The 24251-nt window shown below is 64.0% G+C and carries 25 protein-coding genes and 1 pseudogene; 13 read left to right on the forward strand and 13 right to left on the reverse strand.

The genetic code is table 11. The annotated features are described in order from the left end of the window. Positions 1–61: 61 nt before the first annotated feature. A complete protein-coding gene (locus tag BIO17B3_RS00835; RefSeq protein WP_013123071.1) occupies positions 62–832 on the reverse strand; it encodes a molybdopterin-binding protein in 771 nt (256 codons plus the stop codon). A gap of 164 nt (positions 833–996) precedes the next feature. Between BIO17B3_RS00835 and BIO17B3_RS00840 the strand changes: the two genes are divergently transcribed. The 4 genes from BIO17B3_RS00840 to prmC are packed head-to-tail and all read left to right on the forward strand — an operon-like array spanning position 997 to position 4824. After that, a complete protein-coding gene (locus BIO17B3_RS00840) occupies positions 997–2544 on the forward strand; it encodes a class I adenylate-forming enzyme family protein (RefSeq protein ID WP_156052621.1) in 1548 nt (515 codons plus the stop codon). A 55-nt stretch (positions 2545–2599) separates the two neighbouring features. Next, on the forward strand, positions 2600–2851 hold the full coding sequence (locus tag BIO17B3_RS00845) for an acyl carrier protein (RefSeq protein WP_013123069.1): 252 nt from the start codon (positions 2600–2602) through the stop codon (positions 2849–2851). A gap of 3 nt (positions 2852–2854) precedes the next feature. Next, positions 2855–3853: an NAD(+) synthase gene (gene nadE / locus BIO17B3_RS00850; RefSeq protein WP_156052622.1), complete on the forward strand. Its 999-nt coding sequence runs from the start codon at positions 2855–2857 to the stop codon at positions 3851–3853. Then, positions 3850–4824, forward strand: a complete 975-nt coding sequence (gene prmC / locus BIO17B3_RS00855; RefSeq protein WP_156052623.1) for a peptide chain release factor N(5)-glutamine methyltransferase — start codon at positions 3850–3852, stop codon at positions 4822–4824. Before nadE ends, prmC begins: the two co-directional genes overlap by 4 nt. Positions 4825–5290: 466 nt before the next feature. Here prmC and BIO17B3_RS00860 read toward each other — a convergent pair whose 3' ends face one another. The 3 genes from BIO17B3_RS00860 to BIO17B3_RS00870 are packed head-to-tail and all read right to left on the reverse strand — an operon-like array spanning position 5291 to position 7629. Then, positions 5291–6157 (reverse strand): FAD:protein FMN transferase, encoded by an 867-nt coding sequence (locus tag BIO17B3_RS00860; RefSeq protein ID WP_156052624.1) that lies wholly within the window; start codon positions 6155–6157, stop codon positions 5291–5293. Next, the gene (locus tag BIO17B3_RS00865) at positions 6154–6699 is read right to left on the reverse strand and encodes an FMN-binding protein (RefSeq protein WP_156052625.1); all 546 of its coding nucleotides are present in this window, start codon (positions 6697–6699) and stop codon (positions 6154–6156) included. Before BIO17B3_RS00865 ends, BIO17B3_RS00860 begins: the two co-directional genes overlap by 4 nt. 30 nt (positions 6700–6729) lie before the next feature. Then, positions 6730–7629, reverse strand: a complete 900-nt coding sequence (locus tag BIO17B3_RS00870) for a DUF6662 family protein (protein ID WP_156052626.1) — start codon at positions 7627–7629, stop codon at positions 6730–6732. Between the two features lie 47 nt (positions 7630–7676). On the opposite strand from BIO17B3_RS00870, the gene BIO17B3_RS00875 reads away from it, so the two are divergent. Next, on the forward strand, positions 7677–8021 hold the full coding sequence (locus BIO17B3_RS00875) for a zinc-binding dehydrogenase (RefSeq protein WP_232054142.1): 345 nt from the start codon (positions 7677–7679) through the stop codon (positions 8019–8021). A 60-nt stretch (positions 8022–8081) separates the two neighbouring features. On the opposite strand, the pseudogene BIO17B3_RS19430 reads toward BIO17B3_RS00875, so the two are convergent. Continuing rightward, positions 8082–8153 (reverse strand): annotated as a pseudogene (locus tag BIO17B3_RS19430) (RbsD/FucU domain-containing protein); the annotation flags it as partial. Positions 8154–8262: 109 nt separating this feature from the next. On the opposite strand from BIO17B3_RS19430, the gene merR reads away from it, so the two are divergent. The 4 genes from merR (at position 8263) to merA (ending at position 11246) form a co-directional block, all read left to right on the forward strand. After that, positions 8263–8682 carry an Hg(II)-responsive transcriptional regulator gene (gene merR, locus BIO17B3_RS00885; protein WP_156052627.1) on the forward strand — a complete coding sequence of 140 codons (420 nt, stop codon included), beginning with the start codon at positions 8263–8265 and terminating at the stop codon, positions 8680–8682. Positions 8683–8821: 139 nt separating this feature from the next. Continuing rightward, positions 8822–9187, forward strand: a complete 366-nt coding sequence (merT, locus tag BIO17B3_RS00890) for a mercuric ion transporter MerT (RefSeq protein ID WP_156052628.1) — start codon at positions 8822–8824, stop codon at positions 9185–9187. A 16-nt stretch (positions 9188–9203) separates the two neighbouring features. Beyond that, on the forward strand, positions 9204–9482 hold the full coding sequence (merP, locus tag BIO17B3_RS00895) for a mercury resistance system periplasmic binding protein MerP (RefSeq protein ID WP_156052629.1): 279 nt from the start codon (positions 9204–9206) through the stop codon (positions 9480–9482). 93 nt (positions 9483–9575) lie between these two features. After that, positions 9576–11246, forward strand: a complete 1671-nt coding sequence (gene merA, locus BIO17B3_RS00900) for a mercury(II) reductase (protein WP_156052630.1) — start codon at positions 9576–9578, stop codon at positions 11244–11246. Here the strand turns inward: merA and BIO17B3_RS00905 are convergent. Further along, positions 11229–11765 carry a hypothetical protein gene (locus tag BIO17B3_RS00905; protein WP_172978984.1) on the reverse strand — a complete coding sequence of 179 codons (537 nt, stop codon included), beginning with the start codon at positions 11763–11765 and terminating at the stop codon, positions 11229–11231. The two genes, merA and BIO17B3_RS00905, sit on opposite strands and share 18 nt — an antisense overlap. A 286-nt stretch (positions 11766–12051) precedes the next feature. Here BIO17B3_RS00905 and mutS point away from each other — a divergent pair, with 286 nt between their 5' ends. Beyond that, a complete protein-coding gene (gene mutS / locus BIO17B3_RS00910) occupies positions 12052–14604 on the forward strand; it encodes a DNA mismatch repair protein MutS (RefSeq protein WP_232054343.1) in 2553 nt (850 codons plus the stop codon). 6 nt (positions 14605–14610) lie between these two features. Here mutS and folE2 read toward each other — a convergent pair whose 3' ends face one another. The 3 genes from folE2 to BIO17B3_RS00925 all read right to left on the reverse strand — a co-directional run bounded on the left by folE2 (position 14611) and on the right by BIO17B3_RS00925 (position 17247). Further along, the gene (gene folE2, locus BIO17B3_RS00915) at positions 14611–15399 is read right to left on the reverse strand and encodes a GTP cyclohydrolase FolE2 (protein WP_013123239.1); all 789 of its coding nucleotides are present in this window, start codon (positions 15397–15399) and stop codon (positions 14611–14613) included. Positions 15400–15683: 284 nt separating this feature from the next. Beyond that, on the reverse strand, positions 15684–16484 hold the full coding sequence (locus BIO17B3_RS00920; RefSeq protein ID WP_156052632.1) for a metal ABC transporter permease: 801 nt from the start codon (positions 16482–16484) through the stop codon (positions 15684–15686). Beyond that, entirely contained in the window at positions 16477–17247 is a 771-nt protein-coding gene (locus BIO17B3_RS00925) for an ATP-binding cassette domain-containing protein (protein WP_197737893.1), read from the reverse strand. The genes BIO17B3_RS00920 and BIO17B3_RS00925 overlap by 8 nt, the downstream gene beginning before the upstream one ends. Positions 17248–17406: 159 nt before the next feature. Between BIO17B3_RS00925 and BIO17B3_RS00930 the strand changes: the two genes are divergently transcribed. Beyond that, a complete protein-coding gene (locus BIO17B3_RS00930) occupies positions 17407–18297 on the forward strand; it encodes a zinc ABC transporter substrate-binding protein (protein WP_232054143.1) in 891 nt (296 codons plus the stop codon). 4 nt (positions 18298–18301) lie between these two features. Here BIO17B3_RS00930 and dxs read toward each other — a convergent pair whose 3' ends face one another. From dxs to BIO17B3_RS00950, 4 genes are read right to left on the reverse strand one after another with little or no spacing between them, the layout of a single operon-like run. Then, the gene (gene dxs / locus BIO17B3_RS00935) at positions 18302–20215 is read right to left on the reverse strand and encodes a 1-deoxy-D-xylulose-5-phosphate synthase (protein ID WP_156052634.1); all 1914 of its coding nucleotides are present in this window, start codon (positions 20213–20215) and stop codon (positions 18302–18304) included. A gap of 40 nt (positions 20216–20255) precedes the next feature. Further along, positions 20256–20756 (reverse strand): disulfide bond formation protein B, encoded by a 501-nt coding sequence (locus BIO17B3_RS00940; RefSeq protein WP_156052635.1) that lies wholly within the window; start codon positions 20754–20756, stop codon positions 20256–20258. A 45-nt stretch (positions 20757–20801) separates the two neighbouring features. After that, on the reverse strand, positions 20802–21782 hold the full coding sequence (locus BIO17B3_RS00945; RefSeq protein WP_156052636.1) for a polyprenyl synthetase family protein: 981 nt from the start codon (positions 21780–21782) through the stop codon (positions 20802–20804). Further along, on the reverse strand, positions 21769–22035 hold the full coding sequence (locus BIO17B3_RS00950; protein WP_156052637.1) for an exodeoxyribonuclease VII small subunit: 267 nt from the start codon (positions 22033–22035) through the stop codon (positions 21769–21771). The genes BIO17B3_RS00945 and BIO17B3_RS00950 overlap by 14 nt, the downstream gene beginning before the upstream one ends. Before the next feature lie 132 nt (positions 22036–22167). Between BIO17B3_RS00950 and BIO17B3_RS00955 the strand changes: the two genes are divergently transcribed. Next, on the forward strand, positions 22168–23274 hold the full coding sequence (locus BIO17B3_RS00955; RefSeq protein ID WP_013105781.1) for an aromatic ring-hydroxylating dioxygenase subunit alpha: 1107 nt from the start codon (positions 22168–22170) through the stop codon (positions 23272–23274). Positions 23275–23372: 98 nt separating this feature from the next. Next, on the forward strand, positions 23373–24236 hold the full coding sequence (locus BIO17B3_RS00960; protein WP_156052638.1) for a sulfurtransferase: 864 nt from the start codon (positions 23373–23375) through the stop codon (positions 24234–24236). The last annotated feature ends 15 nt before the right edge of the window (positions 24237–24251 follow it).

A 24251-nucleotide genomic window follows, 5' to 3' on the forward strand; every position in this document is an offset into this window, starting at 1 on the left:
GGCGAAAAACGCACCAAAAACGTGCCGAAAACTCTCATGCACTTTTTCGGTGCGATTCAGCTCATTTTGGTGCATCTTCCCAACTGCCTTCCGGGAGGTGGGCTCGCAAATAGTCGAAAGCCTCACTTACGGCCGCCGAGTCGCCTTTCACGCCGAGTTCAATGTGCCGTCCCCAAACCGGGTGATCCACGCTGGGGAGGCTGAAAACCTTGACGCCCGCAAACCGCTGCTCGATGTCTTCCATCAAGGGCGTGAGGTCGGACTCCATTGCGTGGCGCACAATCACGGCCCGTTCAACCTGATGACCCTGGCCGTGCAGATGCGCCAGCGGACCATCCAGCGCCCATTCGAGCATCGGCCACGCCATGACCGGAAAGCCCGGGACGAAGTAGTGCTGCCGGATGGAAAAGCCCGGAATGCGGTTGTAAGGGTTGGGAATGATGGCGCTGCCCTGCGGAAACATGCCCATGTTCAAGCGCTGCTGGTTGGCGGGGCTGTCCACATCGCCCAGCCCGGCTTCGATGACCCGCTGCTGAATCAGCGCCTTGGCCTCGGGGTGTAACTCCAGCGGCAGGCCCAGCGCGGCTGCGGCGCTCTGCCGGGTGTGATCGTCTGGCGTGGCACCGATGCCGCCACAGCTCAGCGCCACATCGCCGCGCCGGAAACTGGCGGCAAATGCCTCGGTCAGCCGGGCGGGATCGTCGCCCAGATAGCTCACCCAATCCAGCCGCATCTCTCGCGCCTTGAGCAGAGCCAGGATCTGAGGGAAATGTTTGTCCTGCCGCTTTCCCGACAGGATTTCGTCGCCGATGATGTAAAGCCCCAGTCCCATGCTTGTGCTCTGAATTGAAAATCCAAGCATAGCGGGGCGCCGTCGCTTTCGCGCCACCAAGCCCCCCAAAAAAATCACACTCTGGGGCTTTCCGTGCGATTGCGGGGTGACGCTTCAGCACACTCCGCCCTTATGCTGAGTTACCTCGTTTTTAATGGACGCTCATGCTGCTTCACCACACTTTCGAGACCACCGCCGCCGAGTTTTCCGAACATCGCGCCATCGTGCGCGAAGGCGTGACGACCCGCTATGGCGAATTGGCCGACCAGGTGGAGGGCATCGCCGCGGCACTGCGAGCTCATGGGGTGCAGCGCGGTGAGCGGGTGGCGCTGTTTCTCGACAACTGCGTGGAAATGATCGCGGCCATGTACGCCGTGCTCAAGATCGGTGCGGTGTTCATGCCGGTCAACACCCTCACCAAGGCTGACAAGCTGGCTTATATCCTCAACGATTCCGAAGCCTGCGCTCTGTTCAGCCAGCAGGAACTGGCCGAAACCAGCCGTGCGGCCCTGGCGCTGAACCCCAGCGTGCGTCATTGCTACATGCTCACGGCCTACGCGCAGGGCAAGCCGGACGTCGGCACACCCGATCCACGCGAATGCGCCTTTCCTGCCGCCCTGCCCGGCGCGGCCTGCTCGCCTACGCAACCCGATCTGATCGACCAGGATCTGGCCGCCATCATTTACACCTCGGGATCCACCGGCGATGCCAAAGGGGTGATGCTCACGCATCTCAACATGCTCACCGCGCTGCGCTCGGTGCGCGGCTACCTCGGGCTGCGGCAGGACGACGTCATCGTCTGCGCCCTGCCTCTGGCCTTCGACTATGGGCTGTATCAGGTTCTCATGGCCTTCAGCCTGGGCGCCACCGTGCTGCTGGAGCGCTCGTTCACCTTTCCGGTCAAGGTGCTGGCCAATATGGCGCAGGAGCGGGTGACGGTATTCCCCGGCGTGCCCACCATGTTCACCCTGCTGACCAACCTCAAGGCGCTGCATGAGTTCGACCTCTCGGCGCTGCGGTTGATCACCAACACCGCGGCGGCCTTGCCGCAGACCCAGATCGCGCAGATTCGCGCGCTGTTCCCGCAGGCCACGCTGTTTTCCATGTACGGGCTGACCGAGTGCAAGCGGGTGACCTACCTGCCGCCGGAACAGCTCGATGTGCGCCCCGGCAGCGTCGGGCGCGGCATGCCCAATGAAGAAGTCTGGCTGGCGGACGACGAAGGCCGTCGCCTGCCCAACGGCAACACCGGCGAGCTGGTCATCCGCGGCAGCCATGTGATGCGTGGCTACTGGCGCAAGCCCGAGCAAACCGCGCAGCGTCTGCGTCCGGGGCCGATTCCCGGCGAAATGGTGCTGTATTCGGGCGACCTGTTCCGCACCGACGAAGAAGGCTGGCTGTATTTCGTGGCAAGGCGAGACGACATCATCAAAAGCCGGGGCGAAAAAGTCAGCCCGCGTGAAGTCGAAAACGTGCTGCATTCGCTGGATGGCGTGTTTGAGGCCGCCGTCATCGGCGTGGACGACGCCCTGCTCGGCCAGGCGGTCAAAGCCTTTGTGGTCTGCAAGCCGGGCTACACGCTCACCGAGCGCGAAGTGATCAAGCACTGCCTGGCGCACATCGAAAACTTCATGGCGCCGAAATACGTTGAATTTGTCGATGCACTGCCGCGCACCGACACGGGAAAAATCAAAAAAACCGGCTTGCGCTGAGCCCGCCCCTTCTGCTGTCCTTCCTCATCTTTGCTCTTACCGAGGCTTCATTCCCATGTCTGACATTCAGAAAAAAATTCGCGACTACATCGACAGCAACTTTTTGCTCGGCGCGCGCGACACCAGCTATAGCGACACCGACTCGCTGCTCGATCTGCACATTCTCGACTCCACCGGCGTGCTCGAACTCATCCTCTTCCTCGAAGAGAACTGGGGCATTCAGGTGGCCGACATCGAAATGGTGCCCGACAACCTCGACAGCGTGGCCGCCATCGCCGCCTATGTGCAACGCAAGCAGGCGGCCTGAAAAATGGCCCGCCCTGCGCTGACCTCCGATGTGCTCGCCATCGACTGCGAGGCTGAAACCGTCCGCATCGCCGACTTTTTGCTCCACACCCTGCGCGGCTTCAACAAGCGCGGCGTGGTGCTGGGCCTGTCCGGCGGCGTCGACAGCTCGGTGTGCGCGGCTCTGGCGGTGCGCGCCCTCGGGCCGCAGCGGGTGTTCGGCCTGCTCATGCCCGAGCGCGATTCGTCGGACAGCAGCGCCAGTCTGGGCGGGCAGGTCGCACAGCAGCTCGGCATCGAATCCACGGTGGAAAACATCGCCCCCGCGCTGGAGGCCATCGGCTGCTATCGCTGGCGCGACGAGGCCGTGCGCGCGGTGCTGCCTGGCTACGACGCGCAATGGAAGATCAAGCTCGCCATCTCCGGCGGGCTGGCTGGTGGCATCAACCATTTCAAGATCATCGCCCAGGCGCCTGACGGGCAAATGCATGAGGCACGGCTGCCGCTGCGCGAATATCTGCAGATCGTCGCCGCCACCAACCACAAGCAGCGACTGCGCAAAACCCTCGAATATTTCCACGCCGACCGTCTGAACTATGCGGTCATCGGCACGCCCAACCGGCTCGAATACGACCAGGGCTTTTTTGTGAAAAACGGCGATGGCTCCGCCGATCTCAAACCTATCGCCCACCTCTACAAAACTCAGGTCTATGCCTTGGCGCGGCATCTCGGCCTGCCGGATGCCGTGTGCAACGCCGCCCCGACCACCGACACCTACAGCCTGCCGCAAGGCCAGGACGAGTTTTATTTCGCCCTGCCCTGGCATCAAATGGACCTGGCCCTCTGGGCCCGCAATCACGGCTACAGCGCCGCGGAGCTGGCCAAGACACTGGCCATTCCAGAGGCACGCGCGGCTGCCGTGCTCAGCGACATCGACGCCAAACGGCGCACCACCCGCTACCTGCACGCCCGGCCCGCGCTGATCGAGCCCGTTTTTCATCCTTCTCAGGAGAGTGTTTCTTGAATCTCGACGCCGCATCACCGCCCGCACACACCGCCCCCGATCTGCAAGCCCTTGGGCCGGATGCGCAGGCCGTGTTCGAACAGCGCCTGGCTCGGCTCACTCAGGCCCTCGACATCCTGCCCGACAAGCCGGAAGAGACGCCCGCCTCCGCCCTGCGTGCCCTCTGGCTGCTGGCCGCCGGACGCCCGATGTCTCTGCACGCTGCGGCAGAAACGCCCTTGGTCGCGCTAAGCGCCGCGCAGCTCGAAGCGCTCGACGGGCTGATCGAGCGCCGCGTGGCTGGAGAGCCCATTGCCTATCTCACCGGATGGCAGCGCTTCATGGGGCTCGAATTGCGGGCCTCGCCCGAAGCACTCATTCCGCGCGCCGAAAGCGAACTGCTCGGCCAGATCGCAGCACAAAAACTGGGGTCGATGGCCGAGGCTACGGCAACGCCCCCTATCGTGATCGATGTGTGTTGCGGCTCGGGCAATCTCGCCTTGGCGCTTGCGCACGCCGTACCCCAGGCGCAGGTGCATGGCGCCGATATTTCCCAAACCGCCATCGACCTGGCCCGCGCCAACACCCAAAATCTCGATCTGGGCCAGCGCGTCAGTCTGCATACCGGCGATCTGCTCGCGCCGTTCGGCGCCGAGTTTCAGGGCAAGGTGGACCTGGTGGTCTCGTTGCCGCCCTACATTTCCACCGCCAAGATGGACACCATGCCGCACGAAATCGTCGGACATGAACCCCATCTCGCCTTCGACGGCGGGCCGTTCGGCGTGCGCATTCTCATGCGGCTGATCCGCGAAGCCCCCCCTCTGCTGCGCCCCGGCGGCTGGCTGGGCATGGAAGTCGGCCTCGGCCAAGGCCCGGCGATGATGCAACTGCTGGAAAAGCATCCGGCTTACGACCGGGTCGAAACCGTTTGCGATGCGCAGGGCGCGGTGCGCGCCGTGCTGGCGCGAGCGGCGGGCTCAACGGTAGATTGATCCATCGGCTGAAACATTTTGCGGTGTCGCGGCCATGCTCGACGCGCCGCTGCGCGGGCGCCCAATAGGTGCGCTACAAACAATAAGGGCAGCAGGCCGCCGGCCAGCAAGTGAGCCACCGCGCTCCAAGCAGCAAGGTTTTCACCTCCGGCGTAATACAGACCCAGCCCGCTAAGGCTAAGCAAGCCAAAGGCCGCCAACAGAAGCTGACCGCTGCGCACATTCTCCCGCCTGACCCATCCGGCCCGAATATGGACGGCCCACACCGCGCCAACGAGGCCGAGTATCGAAAGAAAACTCAGCGCATGGCCCGCAGCCACCCAGGTGCGCAAACCGCTGGGCAAAGACCAGGGCATGTCCCAATCCAGGCGCATTTGCAGCGCGCCGGGCGTCAGCAACAAGCCCGTCGTCAACAGTGCGAACAAGGTCAGATACAAGACCGATAGGAAATGGCGCGGATAAGTTTTCAAGCGGCTGCATCCTGTGTTGAGGCGCTTTCAGGCTGAAGAATGCGGCCTCCCAAGCGCGCGACCAATGCTTGCCGCCGCGCCGGAGCCGAGAGCGCCGCCACTTTGGTCAGCGCGTCGGCCCGCCAGCAAGTCTCGGCTTGCACCGTCCAGACCTGGGGCGCCGCCGGGTCCCAGTTGCCATCACTGGGGTGCAAGACACAGCCGGAAAAGTTCTGCTGCGCTGATGGCGCATGCCCCACCATCGAACTGGCCACAGCCATGTTGCGCAGCGATCCTGATCGGTACACGGCGCCGTTGGCCAGGCGTATCCCCAAAGGCACGGCGTGGGGGCCAAAAGCCCGCAAATCACCGCCGGCGTTCACCACGGCCTGCTCGATGCCTGCGCGCTGCAAACTCTGGATGGCGAGATCCACCGCATAGCCTTTGGCGATGCCATCGAGCGTCAACAGTACGGGGCGACGCAGCCCTACGCGCCGTCCGGGCCACATCACCAGCGCATCGCTGCCGATGGCTGCTTCAAGCGTGGCAAAGCCATGATCGGGCAGTACGCCACGCTCGACCAGGCGCGCGCCCAAGGTAATGTCGAAGTGGCCTTCGCTGGCCAGCCACAAGGCACGCGCCTTGCGCAGCACATCCCAGGTCCAGGCATCGACGGGCTGGGGCGTATGGTGCGCATGCAGATTGATGCGGCTCAGCACGCTGCCCGGCGCATGAAAACTCATGCGTTGCTGCACCCGGGCGATATGCAAAAAAGCGCTTTTCACGGCCCGCTCCACTCGAGCCGGTCGCCCAGTGGCCTGAATCTCCACCCAGGTTCTCAGCAAGGGCCGAAGCCTGCGCACGGTGATGGATTCGTCTTTCATGTGCCCGCCTGCAACGCAACTTGTTGCAACACCAGAAGGCGTTTGACTCCGTTCATCACATTGCGGCAAGACAGCGTGGCACCGCTGATATTGGGCACGTCCTTGTCGAGCTTGAACGGGTCGGCCAGCGTTTTGCCTTCCAGCGTCTTTCGCCAACTGGACTGGCGGATCTGATCGCCGTGGGTCTCGCGGTAGATCATGACCTCGATCCCGCGCACACGCCCCTGTGGCAAGAGCGCGGCCGCGTAGTGAATGAATTCATGCTTGCCCACCACATCATCGACGATGAACCAGCCGAGCAACTTGCCCGCTCGCTCTGCTCGCCAGACCTCCTGCTTGTCCCAGCGCTGCTTCAAGCCGGAGCGCGCCTCGATCGCGGATTTTTGCTCCGCACTCAACTGCACCGGCGCCGCGATGAATCGATCGGCCTCGGGGAACAGCGATTTCTGTGCCTGCTCAACTGTCAGATATTCGGTAGCGCCGACCGGCGCAGCGACCAACGCGGCCAAAGGCATCAATAAATAGGGGTGCCATCCTTGCATGCCTGTTCCTTTCAAAAAATGATTCAGGCCTCAGAAGTTGTAGCCAACCTTGAGCCGGATTTCACGCCGCTCATGATCGGCAAGATGCACACCCGTGGTGTTGTTGTCCGACTCGTTGGAGCCGCCGATCTGCTGGGCCCAGGTCAGCGTGGCCCACCAGGCCTTGCCGCCGTAATGAATGGACGGGCCAGCGAAAAAATCCCAGTGATCGAATTCCCAGGACTGATTCGCGGGTTTGAGAATCTCGGCATCGACCCAGCCTTCGGCGCCGATGAACCAGTTCGGTGCAAAGCGATACGACAGGCCCGTTCGCAGCCGCGGGGCCACCGCATACTCCGTGCCGCCACCAGCGCTGGGCCGCCACGACTCGGCTTCCAGCTCCAGATTGGTGATCCACTGCAACTGGCCGTCGAGATAGGGCCGCTGCAGAATGAGCTTGGTCTCCACCTCATAGCCCTGCCCCTTTTCGCCGGTAATCGGGTCAACACTGTCGTAGGTCACTTCGCCATACAGCGCAACGCCCAAATCATCCTTATAGGGAGAGAGCAGCATTTTTTTCAGTTCCAGCGAGAACCCGCTGAACTGCGTCCGGTGGAGACTGCCGGTGATTTCTCCGTCCGCTACCGGCCCGGCGCAGCCTATCGTGCCGCAGTTGTAGCTGTGACGATAGCCGTTGAGGTAGATCGCACCACTCAGGCTGTTGGTGATGCCATATTCGTATTCGGCGCGCAGATACTGTGCTGAATAGCTACCGCGCCGTTTGCCGCTGTGATCCGTGATCCAGAAATAGGCCTCTGAAGTTCCTGCAGGCAGCGTTTCCGCCCCCGCGGTGTAGCCCAGAAGATTTTCGTCGGCCGAAGCGGCGCCAGACGTTGCTGCGAACATCAATCCGACGATCACAGACCGATAGATGGGTTTGACTGCTTTCAAGACGCGCTCCGTTATTGATAACGGTTCGCATTCTTGTTTTTATTTCTTTGTGTGTCAAGCGTGTCGGCATTTTTCAGCATGGCGCTGACACGCTGCTGGACTATGCCAGCGAGGACCTGCGCCGACGCCTGATGGGACTGACCGAAGGCAAAGGCGCCGACGTGGTGCTGGATCCTGTGGGTGGCGTTTACGCCGAAGCCGTGCAGCGCAACCCCAGGCAGCATGCCGCCAACGTGCGGCAATTGCTGCAGTGGTTTGTGGCTGGGAGTGTGCGCCCGGAAATCACGGAACAGCTGGGTTTGGAGCACGCCACACAAGCCCTTCTGCGGCTCAGCCAGCGCGAGGCCAAGGGCAAGATCGTGGTGCGCATCGTGGCCGAATCCGGGTTCTGAATCAACAGCCGTTCGGTATCTGAGGTTAGGTGTCATTCGCCCCTCAGAGCCGCACCCCTTTTTGAGAATAATGCAGCCATAGGGGCGCAGCTCTCCAGTCGCAACGATCGCAAAGGCTACACGCGATCGCACTTAAAAAGCATGACGATCAAAGCCTGCCATTTAAATCGGAGCTGTTGGCGCCGATCGGCAGCTCGTCCCGTCGCGCAGCAATTTGCCGCCCCGAATCGGAGCCAAGACGATGCCACTCAATTCAAATGGTTTGACCATCGGCGCCGTCGCCAAGGCGGTCGGCGTCAACGTCGAAACCATCCGGTTCTACCAGCGCAAGGGCTTGCTGGGTGAACCCGAGCGAACCCAGGGAAGCTTCCGTCATTACGGGCCCGGTGACGTTGCCCGCCTGCGTTTCATCAAATCGGCCCAAGGTCTGGGCTTCAGCCTCGACGAGATTGCCGGTCTGCTGCAGCTCGATGACGGCATGCACTGCGACCAGGCGCGTGAGCTCGGTGAGCGCAAGCTCCGCGACGTGCGCACCAAGCTCGACAACCTCAGGCGCATCGAGTCGGCGCTGGCCGAGATGATTCGCGCCTGCGCCTGCAGCGATGGCTCTATGTCCTGCCCCCTGATCGACGCCCTCCACGGCGAGGTTCACGCTCCCTGACCAGCCAGGTTCCAGCGGCCATGCGCCGGCTGAACGGCAAAGGCCATGCCGCCTTGTCAACCAAAGCGCGATGCGGCTTGACTCCGTACTTTGGTACGGCTCTACAGTGCCGACATCGTCCACTCCATGGAGTTTCGGCATGTCGCAATCCAGACCACCACACGCGCCCGCCGGGCGCGGCGCGCTGTTTGCCGGCGGGCTCGCGGCCATCCTGGCCTCGACCTGTTGCCTGGGCCCGCTGATCCTGCTGTCGCTGGGCATCAGCGGCGCGTGGATCGGCAACCTCACCCTGCTCGAACCGTATCGACCGATTTTCATCGGCGCGGCTCTCATCGCCCTGTTCTTCGCCTGGCGCCGCCTGTTCAGAGCGCCTGCAGCCTGCAGACCGGGCGAGGTCTGCGCCATTCCCCAGGTCAACGCCACCTACCGGCTGCTGTTCTGGATCGTCGCCGCGCTGATCGTCGTGGCGCTGTCGTTTCCCTATGTCGCTCCCCTGTTTTATTGAATCGAAAGGAATCCTCATGAACAAGCTCCTGACTGCTATTGCCGCCGCCTGCGTTTTCAGTGCCCCTGCCTGGGCTGCAGAGCAGACCGTGACCCTCGCCGTGCCGGGCATGACCTGCGGGGTCTGCCCGATCACCGTGCACAAGGCGCTGACCGCCGTTCCCGGCGTGGAAAAAGTCAGCGTGGATGAGATGAAAAAAGACGCCGTGATCACCTTCGACAATGCCAAGACCAACGTCAAGACCCTGATCAAAGCCACCACCGATGCGGGCTATCCCTCGACGGTCGTGCAATAAGCCGTCTGTGATGAGCCGATCGCGCTTTGCTGCGGCCGCAGCGCACGCGACCGGCCGATCTGAACCGGCCCCCTCCAACCCGAAGAGAAGCCCATGGAAATCCTGAGCATCAGCGGCATGACCTGCAACGCCTGCGCCACCCACGTCAAACACGCCCTGGAAACGCTGCCGGGCGTGAAATCCGCGCAGGTGTCGTACCCGCTGGGGACGGCCGAAGTCGTGACCGATGACAGCATCTCGTTCGAGGCGATGGCTGCGGCCGTGGCCAAGGCGGGCTACGCGGCAAAGCAGGCGGATCGTGCGCCGACACCATCGTACGGTTCGACCGACTCGGCCCGTTCTACCCATCCTGCCCGCGGTGACGCCAGCGATCTGCGCATCGCCGTCATCGGCAGCGGCGGCGCGGCCATGGCGGCGGCGATCAAGGCGGCCGACAGCGGCGCGCGCGTCACGCTGATCGAACGCGGGGTGATCGGCGGCACTTGCGTCAACGTCGGCTGTGTGCCGTCCAAGATCATGATCCGCGCCGCGCACATCGCCCAGTTGCGCCGCCGCAGCCCGTTCGACGCGGGCATCCCACCCACCTCCCCCGCCATCCTGCGTGACAAACTGCTCGCGCAGCAGCAGGCGCGCGTCGATGAGCTGCGCCACGCCAAATATGAAAGCATCCTCGAGGGTCAGCCCGCCATCGCCACCCTGCACGGCACCGCCCGGTTCCAGGACGCCCGAACGCTGGCCGTGACCCTGCACGACGGCAGCACACGCCAGGTGAGCTTCGACCGCTGCCTCATCGCCACCGGCGCCAGCCCGTCCATTCCTCCGATTGCGGGACTGAAGGGCACGCCGTACTGGACGTCGACCGAGGCGCTGGAGGCCGATACGATTCCGCCGCGCCTGGCGGTCATCGGCTCTTCTGTCGTCGCGCTGGAGCTGGCCCAGGCCTACTCCCGCCTGGGCAGCCAGGTCACCCTGGTCGCGCGCAACACCCTGCTGTCGCGCGACGACCCGGCCATCGGCGAGGCGTTGACCGCCGCACTGCGCGAAGAGGGCCTCACCGTGCTGACTCACGCCCAGGTCGGTGCGGTGGCCTACGCCGACGGCTGCTTCGCGCTGACCACGAACCAGGGCGAGATCCGCGCCGAGCGCCTGCTGGTGGCCACGGGCCGCGCGCCCAACACCGCGGCGCTCGATCTGCACGCTGCCGGCGTGCAATGCGATGCGCACGGCGCCATCGTGGTCGATGACCATTTGCGCACCAATGTGCCGCACATTTACGCCGCGGGCGACTGCACCGATCAGCCGCAATTCGTCTATGTGGCCGCAGCCGGGGGCACGCGTGCGGCCGTCAACATGACCGGTGGCGAGGCGACGCTCGACCTCTCGGCCATGCCGTCCGTGGTGTTCACCGACCCGCAAGTGGCCACGGTGGGACTGAGCGAGGCGCAGGCGCAGCGACAAGGCATCCAGACCGACAGCCGCACGCTGAGCCTGGACAACGTCCCCCGCGCCCTGGCCAACTTCGACACGCGCGGCTTCATCAAGCTGGTCGCCGAGGCGCAAAGCGGGCGCCTGCTCGGCGTCCAGGCGGTGGCCGCCGAGGCAGGCGAACTCATCCAGACGGCCGCGCTCGCCATTCGCAACCGCATGACGGTGCAGCAACTGGCCGACCAACTCTTCCCCTACCTGACCATGGTCGAAGGCCTGAAGCTGGCCGCCCAGACCTTCACCAAGGATGTGACACAACTGTCATGCTGCGCGGGGTGAGCCGATCGAAGCAGAGACCTTGCCCCTGTTCGACATAGTCCAAAGCCACCTGGTTACGCGGCTTGTTTTGACTGGCCCGCGTGCCAGTTTGCTTCGAACTTCATCGGGCTGACCCACAGGCTCTCGGTCGGCACATGATCCCAGCCGTTGCCCTTGCGACTCATCGACCAGCTTCGCGCGCTCTTTGGACTTGAGTTTGCCGCGGAGCGCCGAACGCCACCCATTTGGCGTGGTCTGCGGAAGATCGCCGGAATCCGGGCGGTGTTCCAGGCCGCCCTCAATTCCTTGCAGGGATCGCCGCCTGTACTGAGATGTGGTCGAATCGCTGAGATGAACTGATGCGACCTTGCGGGTGACTGTGGCGGCATCGAGGTCGGCAATGCCTGCAAGCATCAAATCGAACGTCCGACGAATCTCCACCCTCCCCTTTTCGGCTCGATTCTTGATGTGCCCTCTCAGATAGATATCGCAAACATCGCGTACCGTTGGGCTCTGGCATTTACCCGGTGCTGGCGCCATGAGCTTTCCCGGAAAGAGCATGAGAGCAGCGCGCGCCAAACTCCATAATCGGCACAGAGGTCAGCGTAAGTTTTTCTGGAAGGCGAAATTTTTGGCGTAACTTTTTTATCAACGCCCAAAAAGCTACGCCTGAATCATTAGTGCAGAGATGTGGCGCAGGGCGATGTTCCGATTTCTCAGGCTCTCGCCACGCGCTCGATATGCTGAAAACACCTCTTATTAACAATAACTTAAAAAATTTTATCAAGGAAATCAATTGAGTAGCATTTCCGCGCACACACCGCTGATGCAGCAATACCTGCGCATGAAGGCGGAACATCCCGGCACGCTGCTGTTGTGTCGCATGGGCGATTTCTACGAACTGTTTTACGACGACGCCGAGAAGGCCGCGCGGCTGCTCGACATCACGCTGACCCGGCGCGGTCAGTCGGCGGGCGAGCCGGTCATCATGGCTGGGGTGCCGGCGCAGGCGCTCGATGGCTATCTGGCCAAGCTCGTCAAGCTCGGTGAGTCTGCGGCGATCTGTGAGCAGATCGGCGATCCGGCGCAGGCCAAGGGGCTGGTCGAACGCCGTGTGGTGCGGGTGGTCACACCGGGCACGCTCACCGAACAGACGCTGCTCGACGACAAGCGCGACGCCATTCTGCTGGCCATTGCGCCGCCGAAATCGGCGCGTGGCGAATGGGGGCTGGCGTGGATGGCGCTGACCGGCGGCGGCCTCACCCTGGCGCAGTGCGAAGCGGCCGCCCTGCCCGACTGGCTGGCCCGCATCGCGCCTGCCGAGGTGTTGTGGCCGCAACACCAAACCCTGCCGAACGAACCTCGTTGGCCCCATACGACCGAGCGACCGGAATGGCATTTCGACGCCGCGCTCGGCATGCGCAAGCTCTGCGCGCAGCTGCAGGTGGCGCATCTCGACGGGTTCGGCGCGCAAGCCCTGGGCGCGGCACACGCCGCCGCTGCCGCCTTGTTGACCTACGCCGAGCAGACCCAGGGTGGCACGCTGCCCCTGCTGGCCGATCTGCGCGTTGAGCGAGCCGAACACAGTCTGCGGCTGGACGCCGTGGCCCGCCGGAATCTGGAGATTCTGCAACCCTTGCGCGGCGAAGACAGCCCCACGCTGCTTTCCCATCTCGACAGTTGTCAGACTGCGGCGGGCAGCCGCCTGCTGCGCGACTGGCTGCAGGCGCCACCGCGTGACGCCAACGTCGCCCGCGCGCGCCACGCCGCTTTGCAGGCACTGATCGACGGCGATTTGGCGGCATTGCGTGGCAGCCTGCGCGGCATTGCCGATCTGGAGCGCATTGCCGCGCGCATCGCGCTGAAGCAGGCCAAGCCGCGCGAACTGTCGGCGTTGCGCGACGGCCTGCAGCGCCTGCCTGCACTGCGTCGCCAGGCGGCCGCGTTCGAACGCTGCGCCTTGCTGCAAACCATTGATGCGCAGCTTGATTTGCCGCCCGAACCCGCCGCCTTGCTGCAACGCGCCATCGCGGCCGAACCGGCGTTGAATCTGCGCGATGGCGGTGTGATCGCGGCCGATTTCGATGCCGAACTCGACGAACTCCGCGCCATCGACACCGACTGCGGCAGCTTTCTTGTGGAACTGGAGCAGCGCGAGCGCGCGCGCACCGGCATCGCCAATCTGCGGGTGCAATACAACAAGGTTCACGGGTTTTTTATCGAAGTCACCCACGGCCAGACCGACAAAGTGCCCGACGACTACCGTCGTCGCCAGACGCTCAAAGGCGCCGAGCGCTACATCACCCCGGAACTCAAGGCTTTCGAGGACAAGGCGCTTTCCGCGCAGGATCGCGCACTGGCGCGTGAGAAAGTCTTGTTCGAGGGCGTCATCGAAGCGCTGCAACCCGCGCTGGCCGATATCCGCCGCGCCGCGCAGGCCGTCGCCCTGCTCGACACCCTGGCCGCCCTGGCCGAGCGCGCGAGCACCTTCGGCTGGGTCTGCCCCGAGTTCGTCGAGGTGCCGGGCATCGACATCGTGGGTGGCCGCCATCCGGTCATCGAGAGCCGGGTCGACCGCTTCATTCCCAACGATTGCCAGCTCGACGAACAGCGCCGCCTGCTCATTCTCACCGGGCCGAACATGGGCGGCAAATCCACCTATATGCGGCAGACCGCGCTGATCGCCCTGCTCGCCTATCTCGGCAGCTATGTCCCGGCCCGCAGCGCTCGCATCGGCCCGCTGGACGCGATTTTCACCCGCATCGGCGCCTCCGACGATCTGGCCAGCGGGCAATCGACCTTCATGGTCGAAATGGCCGAAACCGCAGCGATTCTGCGGCAAGCCACACCGCACAGCCTGGTGTTGATGGACGAGGTCGGGCGCGGCACCTCCACTTTCGACGGCCTCGCGCTGGCCGCGGCCATTGCGGCGCAGTTGCACGACCGCAACCGCAGCCTCACCCTGTTCGCCACACATTACTTCGAGTTGACGGACTTGGTGCTGCGCCACCCGCAGGCCGTCAATATCCATGTGGGCGCAGCGGAAACGCCGCAGGGCATTGTGTTTCTGCACGAGGTGCGCGAAGGGCCGGCCAGCCGCAGCTATGGCGTGCAGGTCGCCCAGTTGGCGGGGGTGCCGCCTGCCGTCATCCGCGACGCCCGCAAGCGGCTCGACGCGCTGGAACGCCAGCATCAGCAACAGGAAGCGCAGCTCGATTTGTTTGCCGCGCCTGCTGAAATCGATGAAGCAGAGCCAGCGCCAGCCCCCACGCACGAAGCGGTGACCCAGGCGCTCGATGACATCGATCCCGACACCCTCACGCCGCGTCAGGCGCTTGAAACCCTCTACCGTCTCAAGGCCTTGCGAGAGGTCGAATGACGCCGCTCAAACCCGCTCGATCAGGGCGTAGGCCGAGTGATTGTGGATGGACTCGAAGTTCTCCGCCTCGGCCACGTAATGCCCGATACGCGGATCGGCATTGAGCCGGGCGGCAACATCACGCACCAGATCCTCGACGAATTTGGGATTTTCGTAGGCGTGCTCGGTGACATATTTTTCGTCCGGGCGCTTGAGCAGGCCCCAGATCTCGCACGACGCCTCTTCCTCGGCAATGCGGATGAGTTCTTCCAGCGCCACCGGCTGAAGCAACTCGGCCGTGATGGTGATGTGCGAGCGCTGGTTGTGCGCGCCGTAATCCGAGATCTCCTTCGAACACGGGCACAGCGATTTCACCGGCACCATGACCTTGGCGGTCAGCTTGAGTTGATCGCCGCGCGCTTCCGCGATCCACCCCGCTTCGTAGTCGAGCAGGCTTTGCACGCCCGAGACCGGTGCGGTTTTGCGCAGAAACAGGGTGAAGGCGAATTCCAGACGCCCCGCCGTGGCATTCAGCTTGGGCAGCATCTGCCGGGTGAGCGCGGCAAACGCCTGCGCGTCCATCGCCTCGGGCATGGCTTCGAGCAGTTCGACGAAGCGCGACATATGCGTGCCCTTTTTCTCGGCGGGCAGCGCCACATCGGCCGTTACCTGGGCGATGCTCGGGTGAATGCTGCCGTCGCGCAAACGCACATTGAGGGGATAGCGCAAACCCTTGACCCCGACCCGCTGGATCGCGATATGGCGCTCGTCCACAGTGCTCTGGATATCCGGAATGGCTTCAAAGGGTTTGTTCATGGAATGACGGGTGGGGCTGCGCCGATGGGATTCGGTATCGCCCGCCCGGGGCATAGTTGAGAAAAGTTCTCAGATTATCCCGGACAGCGCACATCCTTGCGCGGTCTGCGGAAATGGCGGCGCCAGAGGGTGTGAATGAATCCGGCGTGGCCGAGCAGCGCGCCCAAAGGGTTCCAATCAAGGCGCAAAGCACAGCCGTGCCCGTCGGCACGGCGCGCATTTGCAACACCGAGTGGGACGATTTGGGTGCGATGAGCGGGCATGGCGGATTTGTTCACACCCTCTCAGCCGCGCTGCGGCAACACCCGCAGCAGCAAAAACAGCAGCGCCGCCGCGACCACCATGGCGGGGCCCGAGGGCAGGTCGGAATGCAGTGAGGCCAGCAGCCCCAGCAGGACGGCGACTGCACCGATTGCGGCCGCGCCCAGCGCCATCTGCACCGGCGTGCGCGCCAGTCGCCGCGCCGCCGCCGCCGGAATGATGAGCATGGCAACGGTGAGCAAAATACCCACGAGCTTCATCGCCAGCGCGACGAAAACCGCCAGCACCAGCATGAACGCCAGTTGCAGCAATTTCACCCGCCGCCCCTCAACGGCGGCGAGTTCTTCATGCACGGTGAGCGCCAGCAAGCCCTGCCACAGCCAGGCCAGCAAAGACAGGCCCACGACGTCGATCAGAAGAATCCAGCCCAAATCCGCCGCCCTGAGCGCCAGGATGTCGCCGAACAGGTAAGAGAACAAATCGACGCGCACGTCCTCCATGAAGGCCAGCACCACCAAGCCCAGCGCCAGACTGGTGTGCGCCAGCAGACCGAGCAGCGTGTCTTCGGCAATGCCTTCCGCCGGTTGTCGTCGCGCCAGAACGAGGGCGATGACCACGCTCACCGCGAGCACGCCGATGACCGGATCGAGGTGCAGCAGCAGCCCCAGCGCCACTCCCAGAAAGGCCGAGTGCGCCAGCGTTTCGCCGAAGTAGGCCATGCGGCGCCACACCACAAAGCAACCCAGCGGCCCTGCCAGCAGCGCCACGCCCACGCCGCCGATCAAGGCGCGCCAGACGAAATCAGGCAGCAGGAATTCAGTCATGGGGCGTCCGTCCTTCGGCTGCATCGGGCACGATATTGCCGTGCAGGTCGTGATGATGATCGTGGTGATGACGATAGACCGCCAGCCCGGCCAGATCGCGTCCGAAAAGTCGCAGGTACTCCGGATGTACGCTGATGTCTTCGGGCCGCCCCACGCAGCACACATGGCGCTCCAGGCAAACCACCTCGTCGGTGGCGGCCATGACCAGATGCAGATCGTGCGAAACCAGCAGCACGCCACAACCAGATGCGTCACGCAGGCGGGCGATCAAGGCATAGAACTCCTGCTGACCCTGCACATCGAGCCCTTGCGCCGGTTCGTCGAGCACCAGCAAATCGGGCTCGCGCAGCATCGCCCGGGCGAGCAGAACCCGCTGCATTTCTCCGCCGGAAAGCGCCCGCAGCGGCCGCCGCAGCAGATCGCCGGCGCCGTTCTCTGCCAGCCGCTGCTCGCGCTGCGGCTCGGTACTCGGGCCCGCCAGACGCAGAAAACCGTCCACGTCCATCGGCAGGCTGGGCGGCGGGGTGAAACGCTGCGGCACATAGCCCACGCGCAGCCCGTTACGCCGCCGCACGGCGCCCCGATCCGCGGTCATCAAGCCGAGCAGCACGCGCACCAGCGTGGTCTTTCCCGCACCATTCGGGCCGACCAGCGTCACGATCTGGCGCGGCAGCACGCGCAGGCTCACGTCGGTGAGCAGCGCGTTACCGTGACGTTGCACATGGATGCCCTCGAGGGCGATAAGGGGTTCTGTGGGAGACAAGGGCGATATATTTCTGTTGCAAGTGTTATATTGTAACTAATTACTTTCTCCACGTCATCGTTCAAAATGATCTTCCTACGACGTCTCTTATCCCTTTCGGCTTTGCTCGCTGCTACCCTGACCCCGCTGGGGGCGCAGGCTGAAACCCCAAGGGTCGCGGTGAGCATCAAACCCGTGGCCGATCTGGTGGCGGCCGTCATGGCCGGGGTGGGCAAACCCACGGTGCTGATTCCGCCGGGAAATTCGCCCCACACCTATGCGTTCAAGCCCTCTGAGCGAGCCAGCGCCGAACAGGCGCAGCTTCTGTTCTGGATCGGGTCGGACGTCGAGCCTGCGCTGACCAAGATCACCAAGGCGCTGCCCAAATCGACCCAGGTGGTCACGCTTTCCACCCAGCCCGGCATGGACTTGCTGCCCGCGCGCACGGGCGGCGACTGGGAACGCAAGCGCCCTGCCCCGAAGCTGGCGGTGTCGCACGACCACGGCGACGAGCATGAACACAGCGACGAACATGACCCGATGCACACCGGCAGCTTCGATGGCCATCTCTGGCTGTCGCCCACCAATGCCAAGGTCATCGTGCGCAGCGCAGCCCGCGCGCTGGCGGCGAAAGACCCGCAACATGCGGCGCAATACCAAGCCAATGCAGAGCAGACGGTGCAGCGCATCGATGCCATGACGGCGGAACTCACCGCGCAACTCGCCCCGGTCAAAAACAAGCCCTTCATCGTGTTTCACGACGCTTATCAATACTTCGAACATGCCTTCGGACTGCGTGCGGTCGGCTCGATTCTGGTCAGCCCCGACGCCATGGCCAATGCGCGACGCGTGAGTCAGATGCGCGACAAGATCAAGTCGCTGGGCGTGGTCTGCGTGTTTGCCGAGCCGCAGTTCGAACCGCGTCTGGTGCAGACCTTGATCGAGGGAACCCAGGCGCGAGTCGGCACACTCGACCCGCTCGGCGCCAAGGGCCCGCTGGGCCTGGAAGGCTATACCCAGTTGATGCGCAATCTAGCGAATAACCTCGGCCAGTGCCTCGGCACACCGTGAGGTTTTATTCGTTGGCCGCGCGCTGACGGCCTGCGGGATGAAGCAAGGCGCCAAAGCGTTTGCGTACGCTCGCGGCAATGCCCGCGGCGTCCAGGCCGATGTCAGTGGTGATTTGCGCGGGGTCGCCATGTTCGAGCCAGGCGTCGGGCAAACCGAGGTTGAGCACCGGAATCTCAACGCCCGCCGCCTGCAAAGCCTCCAGACAGGCCGAGCCCGCCCCGCCACTGACCACTCCTTCTTCCGCGGTGACCAGAGCATCGTGACTACTTGCAGCGGCCAGCAGCGCCGCCGTATCGAGCGGTTTCACAAAGCGCATATTGATCACGCTGGCGTCGAATTCCTCCGCCGCTTGGAGCGCGGCGTAGAGCACCGGACCGAAAGCGAGTAGGGCGATGCGCTGTCCCGGCTTGGCGGCACTGGCGCGCCGCGGCTGCGATTTCCCCCAGGGCAATTCGGTGAGCGAGGTCTGCACCGCCACCCCAGCACCGCTGCCGCGCGGGTAGCGCACGGCCGCAGGGCCATCGTGGCGGTAGGCCGTGGTGAGCAATTGCCGGCATTCGTTTTCGTCCGCCGGGGTAAGCACGCTGAGATTGGGCACGCAGCGCAGGAAGGGGATGTCGAAGGCGCCGGTATGCGTCGCCCCGTCCGCCCCCACCACACCGGCCCGGTCCACCGCGAACATCACCGGCAGATTCTGAATGGCCACATCGTGAATCACCTGGTCGTAGCCGCGCTGCAGGAAGGTGGAGTAGATCGCCACCACCGGCTTCATGCCTTCGCAAGCCAGACCGGCAGCAAAGGTGACTGCGTGCTGCTCGGCAATGCCGACATCGAAATAGCGCCGCGGAAAGCGCTCGGCAAACTCAACCAGGCCGGAGCCCTCGCGCATGGCCGGCGTGATGCCCACCAGACGCGCGTCGGCCTGCGCCATGTCGCACAGCCACTGACCGAACACCTGAGTGAAGGTGGGCGCCTTGCCCGGTTTGCCGGGCGCCAGCCCCACGGCCGGATCGAACCGTCCCGGCCCGTGATAGGCCACCGGATCGGCCTCGGCCAGCTTGTAGCCCTGCCCCTTCTTGGTCACCACATGCAGCAGGATGGGGCCGTGCATGTCGCGCAGATTGTGCAGGGTGGGAATGAGCGCATCGAGGTCGTGCCCGTCGATCGGGCCGAAATACTTCACCCCGAGCTCTTCGAACAAAGGCGAAGGCGCCACCAGCCCCTTGGCATATTCCTCCAGGCGGCGCGCCAGACCGAGCAAAGGCGGCGCGGCGCTGAGCACCTGTTTGGCGGTGCTGCGCGCGGCGGTGAACAGTCCGCCCGACAGCAGGCCGGTGAGGTGGCGATTGAGCGCGCCCACCGGCGGAGAGATCGACATGTCGTTGTCGTTGAGCACGATGAGCAGATCGGCCTCGGGATGCACGCCGGCGTTGTTGAGCGCCTCGAAAGCCATACCTCCCGTGAGCGCTCCATCGCCGATCACGGCGACCACGCGCCGCGATTCGCCTTTGCGCTGAGCGGCCAGCGCCATACCCAGCGCAGCCGAAATCGAGGTGGACGAATGGGCGGTGCCGAAGGCATCGAACGGCGATTCGTCACGGCGCGGAAAACCGGATATGCCGCCCTTCTGCCGCAAGCCGCGCATGCCTTCGCGGCGTCCGGTGAGAATTTTGTGGGCGTAGGTCTGATGCCCGACATCCCACACCAGTCGGTCATGCGGGGTGTTGAACACCGCGTGCAAAGCAATGGTCAATTCCACGGTGCCGAGGTTCGACGACAGATGCCCGCCAGTGCGCGACACCGATTGCAGAATGAATTCACGCAGCTCAACCGCCAGTTGCCGCAGGTGCGCGCGGTCGAGCGCACGCAGATCTTCAGGCGAGGCGATGCGGTTCAGCAGAGAAAACGTAGCAGTCATGATGGCGAAGCGTGGAACCACGCGTGGAGCGGCGCCTGAGTCAGCGTGTTGGGGGAGAAGCGCGACGCCACATCGCGGCGAGCAGCAGGGCAGACGCCAGAACGAATCCGGCCGCAGACCAGAACGGCAGCGCCAAACCGAACACCGAAGGGGTATCGGCGCAAAGCCCATCTGCGCGAAACATCCACGGCGCCCACTGCGTAACCGGCCAGTGGTTGATCACCGCAGCAAGCGGGTCGAGGCCGCAGAGCTGCCCCGGGTGCAAAACCAGCCAGATATGCCGGGCGGCAAAACCCAGCCCGACAAGGCCGCTGAGCACCCCGAAGCCCAACACGACACGCGCGGCAAGCCGAGCATTCGAGCGGATCAGGCTGATGGCGGAAAGCGAAAAAATCAACACGCCCAGATAAGCCATGCGCTGCAGAATGCACAGCGGACAGGGGGCAAACCCCTTGCGCTGCAGCCAGAGCGCCCCGCCCAGCGTGCCCAGCGCAGTGGCTGCAGCGAGAGCCGGGAGCGCGCAACCTTGGCGTTGATTCATAGCGACTGTCTCTTGAGTAGATGGGGAAATCGAGGTGTGGCCAGGTCAATGCTCGCGCAACACGATCAGATCGGCCAGTTCGCGCAAGCGCTGGCTGGCCGCGCGTTGTGGCGGCGGCAGGGTGTCGAGTGCGGCCTGCGCCTTGTCACGCAGACCATGCGCCAGTTTGCGCGCGGCATCGAGACCCAGCGCCGAGACGTAGGTGGACTTGTTTTGCTGCGCGTCCTTGCCCGCGGTTTTTCCGAGGGTGTGTGAATCGGCGGTGACATCCAGAATGTCATCCACCACCTGAAAGGCCAGGCCAACGGCGTCGCCATAGGTTTCCAGAGCCGTATACGTTTGCGCCGGATGCTTCGTATCGAACCCGCCGCAGGCTGCGCCCATCAGCACGCTGGCCTTGAGCAAGGCGCCGGTCTTGCGGCTGTGCATATGCATCAGATCGTCACCGCTGACCGCGCCTCCGGTCGCAAGAATGTCGAGCGTTTGGCCACCGGCCATGCCGTCTGCGCCGGAAGCCCGCGCCAGCAGCGCACATAGCCGCGCCTGCAACGCCGGGGCGATGTCTGCCTCGGGCGTCAGCACTTCGTAGGCCAGGGCTTGCAAGGCATCTCCGGCCAGCAGCGCCAGGGCTTCACCGAATCGCACATGGGTTGTGGGTTGGCCGCGCCGCAGCACGTCGTCGTCCATGCAGGGCAGATCGTCGTGCACCAGCGAATAGGCATGCACCAATTCCACCGCGCAGGCGGCACGGTCGAGCGCCTGATCATCGGCCTGCACACACTCGCCCGCAGCCCACACCAGCAGGGGGCGAACGCGCTTGCCCCCCATGGCCGCGGCATAGTGCATGGCCTCGTGCAACTGCGGCACCAGCGGATGCTCCGGCGGCACGAAGCGCTCGATCAACTGCTGGGCCCGGGACTGGTGCTGGTGCAGCCAGTGATCAAAGGAGTGGTTGAGCGGCAGCACGCCCGGTTGGGTGGAACCCGGTGGCACGCTCTCCAACTGCAGCACCTCAGACACGGTCATCCTCCTCATCGGGTTCCGTGCGCAAGGGTTTGAGCTGCTCGCCATCGAGCACCTGAACCTGCTGCTCCACCGCCTGCAGTTTGCTGCGGCAGAACTGCAGCAGCAGATTGCCACGCTTGTAGGAAGACAGCGTGTCGTCGAGGCTGAGCTGCCCTCCTTCCATGGCCTGCACGATCTGCTCCAACTCGGCCAGCGCCTGTTCGTAGCTGGCTGGGGCCTGATCGGCATGGCGGGCAGTTTTGGCGGCGGGCATCTTGTGGCGAAAGGAAGAGAAGTGCCCATTTTAGGCGCGGCATCGCGGCTCGGCGTGAAGCATGGACTCTACAATCGGCCGCTGCATTAGGTAGGGGTTCTTTTCAACGAAGTGTGGAGGTGCATCGCCATCATGTCCGATCTGAGCATTCGTCTGTCGCAAGATCATTTGCAATTGCCGGTTTCAACCTATTTCGATGACGACTTGTTCAAGCTGGAGCAGGAACAGATATTCCGCTCCGGCCCGCGCTATCTCGGACATGAACTCACGGTACCCAAGATCGGCGACTACGCCGCGCTCGCCCAGGAAGGTGAAGGCCGCGCGCTGATTCACGGGCCTGAAGGCATTGAACTGCTGTCCAACATCTGCCGCCACCGACAGGCCGTGATGCTGCGCGGCATGGGCAGCACGGGCAAGAATATCGTCTGCCCGCTGCATCGCTGGACCTACGGTCTCGACGGTCAACTCGTCGGCGCCCCGCACTTCGAGCAAGACCCCTGCCTGCATCTGCAAACCTACCCGCTGCAGCGCTGGAACGGCATGCTGTTCGAGGACAACGGCTATCCCGTGGCCCAGACCATGGCGCAACTGGCCGTGCTTAAGGAGTTCGACTTCACCGGCTTCGTGCACGACCACACCGAAATGCACGTGTGCAACTACAACTGGAAGACCTTCATCGAGGTCTATCTGGAGGACTACCACGTCGTGCCCTTCCACCCCGGGCTGGGCAAGTTCGTCGATTGCAACGTGCTGCAATGGCAGTTCGCGCCGCAGTGGAGTGTGCAGACCGTGGGCGTTCATGAAGGTCTGCAGCACCCGGGCAGCGCGGTGTACAGCAAATGGCATCAGGCGGTACTCAACTTCCGCTCCGACAAAAAGCTGCCCGAACACGGCGCCATCTGGCTCACCCTCTACCCCAACATCATGCTGGAGTGGTATCCGCATGTGCTTGTGGTGTCCACGCTCTACCCGCTGGGCCCGCAGAAGACCCTGAACATGGTGGAGTTTTTCTACCCGGAAGAAATCGCAGCGTTCGAGCGCGAGTTCATCATGGCCGAGCGCGCGGCCTATATGGAAACCTGCGCAGAAGACGACGAAATCGCCGAGCGCATGGACGCCGGTCGCAAAGCGCTGTTCGAGCGCGGCGACGATCAGCACGGCCCCTACCAGTCGCCGATGGAAGACGGCATGCGCCACTTCCACGCCTGGTACCGCGACAAACTGCAGGTTCCAGCCTGAGCGGGCTGCAGACCCTTTTCAACCCGCATCGGAAGCCACCATGCGGGTTTTTGCTTTATGGTTTCGCATTCCCTGCTTCGGAACAGACGCTACGCACCATGTCCTCACATTACACCACCCTGATTACCGCCGCCGAACTGGCCTCACTGCGTGACGCTTTCATCGTCGACTGCAGCCATGACCTCGCCCAGCCCGACGCAGGCCAGCAGGCCTATGACCAAGCTCATATTCCTGGCGCGATCCTTCTTCACCTCGACCGCGATCTGTCCGCCCCAAAAAGCGGGCACAACGGTCGGCACCCTTTGCCTGATGCCGACGCCTTCGCAGCCCGACTCGCCCAACTCGGCCTGCGCCAAAACCAGCAGGTCGTCGCTTACGACCGAACCGGAGGCAGCTTCGCCGTGCGCCTGTGGTGGATGCTGCGCTGGCTCGGCCACGACGCGGTGGCCGTGCTCGACGGCGGCTGGCAGGCCTGGATCGCCGCTGGCGGCGCGAGCGAGGGCACGGCGCCAGCGGCTAGGGCCCCGGGTGACTTCAGCCGCCGCCCCGCGCTGGTGGGCGCCGTGCCTGCGCGCGGTGTGCTCGACAACCTGCACAGCGGCAAGCATCTCGTTCTGGACGCGCGCGCGCCGGAGCGATATGCGGGCGAAGTCGAGCCGATCGATCCGGTCGGCGGGCATATTCCCGGGGCGAAAAACCGCTTCTTCCAGACCAATCTCCAGCCCGACGGCACCTTCAAATCGCGCGAGCAACTGCGCGAAGAATTCACCGCGCTGCTCGAAGACTGGGACCCGCGCGATGTGATCCATCATTGCGGCTCCGGCGTCACGGGCTGCCACAATCTGCTGGCGATGACCTACGCCGGCATGGACGGCAGCCTTCTCTACCCCGGCTCCTGGAGCGAGTGGTGCGCCGATCCGGCACGCCCCGTGGCAACCGGGCGCGCCCCCGGCAAGGTTTGATCTGCAACAAGCCCG

The organism is Thiomonas sp. OC7 (genome assembly GCF_900634595.1).
In the GTDB taxonomy this organism is placed as follows: domain Bacteria; phylum Pseudomonadota; class Gammaproteobacteria; order Burkholderiales; family Burkholderiaceae_C; genus Thiomonas; species Thiomonas arsenitoxydans.

What these genes read in the sequence shown, in the direction of transcription:
- nadE (WP_156052622.1), top strand. Translation starts at nt 2,855, where the DNA reads ATGGCCCGCCCTGCGCTGACCTCCGATGTGCTCGCCATCGACTGCGAG.
- BIO17B3_RS00950 (WP_156052637.1), bottom strand. Translation starts at nt 22,035, where the DNA reads ATGCCCGCCGCCAAAACTGCCCGCCATGCCGATCAGGCCCCAGCCAGC.
- merA (WP_156052630.1), top strand. Translation starts at nt 9,576, where the DNA reads ATGGAAATCCTGAGCATCAGCGGCATGACCTGCAACGCCTGCGCCACC.
- BIO17B3_RS00940 (WP_156052635.1), bottom strand. Translation starts at nt 20,756, where the DNA reads ATGAATCAACGCCAAGGTTGCGCGCTCCCGGCTCTCGCTGCAGCCACT.
- BIO17B3_RS00920 (WP_156052632.1), bottom strand. Translation starts at nt 16,484, where the DNA reads ATGACTGAATTCCTGCTGCCTGATTTCGTCTGGCGCGCCTTGATCGGC.
- BIO17B3_RS00960 (WP_156052638.1), top strand. Translation starts at nt 23,373, where the DNA reads ATGTCCTCACATTACACCACCCTGATTACCGCCGCCGAACTGGCCTCA.
- merT (WP_156052628.1), top strand. Translation starts at nt 8,822, where the DNA reads ATGTCGCAATCCAGACCACCACACGCGCCCGCCGGGCGCGGCGCGCTG.
- BIO17B3_RS00860 (WP_156052624.1), bottom strand. Translation starts at nt 6,157, where the DNA reads ATGAAAGACGAATCCATCACCGTGCGCAGGCTTCGGCCCTTGCTGAGA.
- BIO17B3_RS00845 (WP_013123069.1), top strand. Translation starts at nt 2,600, where the DNA reads ATGTCTGACATTCAGAAAAAAATTCGCGACTACATCGACAGCAACTTT.
- BIO17B3_RS00955 (WP_013105781.1), top strand. Translation starts at nt 22,168, where the DNA reads ATGTCCGATCTGAGCATTCGTCTGTCGCAAGATCATTTGCAATTGCCG.
- BIO17B3_RS00945 (WP_156052636.1), bottom strand. Translation starts at nt 21,782, where the DNA reads ATGACCGTGTCTGAGGTGCTGCAGTTGGAGAGCGTGCCACCGGGTTCC.
- merP (WP_156052629.1), top strand. Translation starts at nt 9,204, where the DNA reads ATGAACAAGCTCCTGACTGCTATTGCCGCCGCCTGCGTTTTCAGTGCC.
- BIO17B3_RS00840 (WP_156052621.1), top strand. Translation starts at nt 997, where the DNA reads ATGCTGCTTCACCACACTTTCGAGACCACCGCCGCCGAGTTTTCCGAA.
- mutS (WP_232054343.1), top strand. Translation starts at nt 12,052, where the DNA reads ATGCAGCAATACCTGCGCATGAAGGCGGAACATCCCGGCACGCTGCTG.
- BIO17B3_RS00865 (WP_156052625.1), bottom strand. Translation starts at nt 6,699, where the DNA reads ATGCAAGGATGGCACCCCTATTTATTGATGCCTTTGGCCGCGTTGGTC.
- BIO17B3_RS00905 (WP_172978984.1), bottom strand. Translation starts at nt 11,765, where the DNA reads ATGGCGCCAGCACCGGGTAAATGCCAGAGCCCAACGGTACGCGATGTT.
- merR (WP_156052627.1), top strand. Translation starts at nt 8,263, where the DNA reads ATGCCACTCAATTCAAATGGTTTGACCATCGGCGCCGTCGCCAAGGCG.
- folE2 (WP_013123239.1), bottom strand. Translation starts at nt 15,399, where the DNA reads ATGAACAAACCCTTTGAAGCCATTCCGGATATCCAGAGCACTGTGGAC.
- BIO17B3_RS00835 (WP_013123071.1), bottom strand. Translation starts at nt 832, where the DNA reads ATGGGACTGGGGCTTTACATCATCGGCGACGAAATCCTGTCGGGAAAG.
- dxs (WP_156052634.1), bottom strand. Translation starts at nt 20,215, where the DNA reads ATGACTGCTACGTTTTCTCTGCTGAACCGCATCGCCTCGCCTGAAGAT.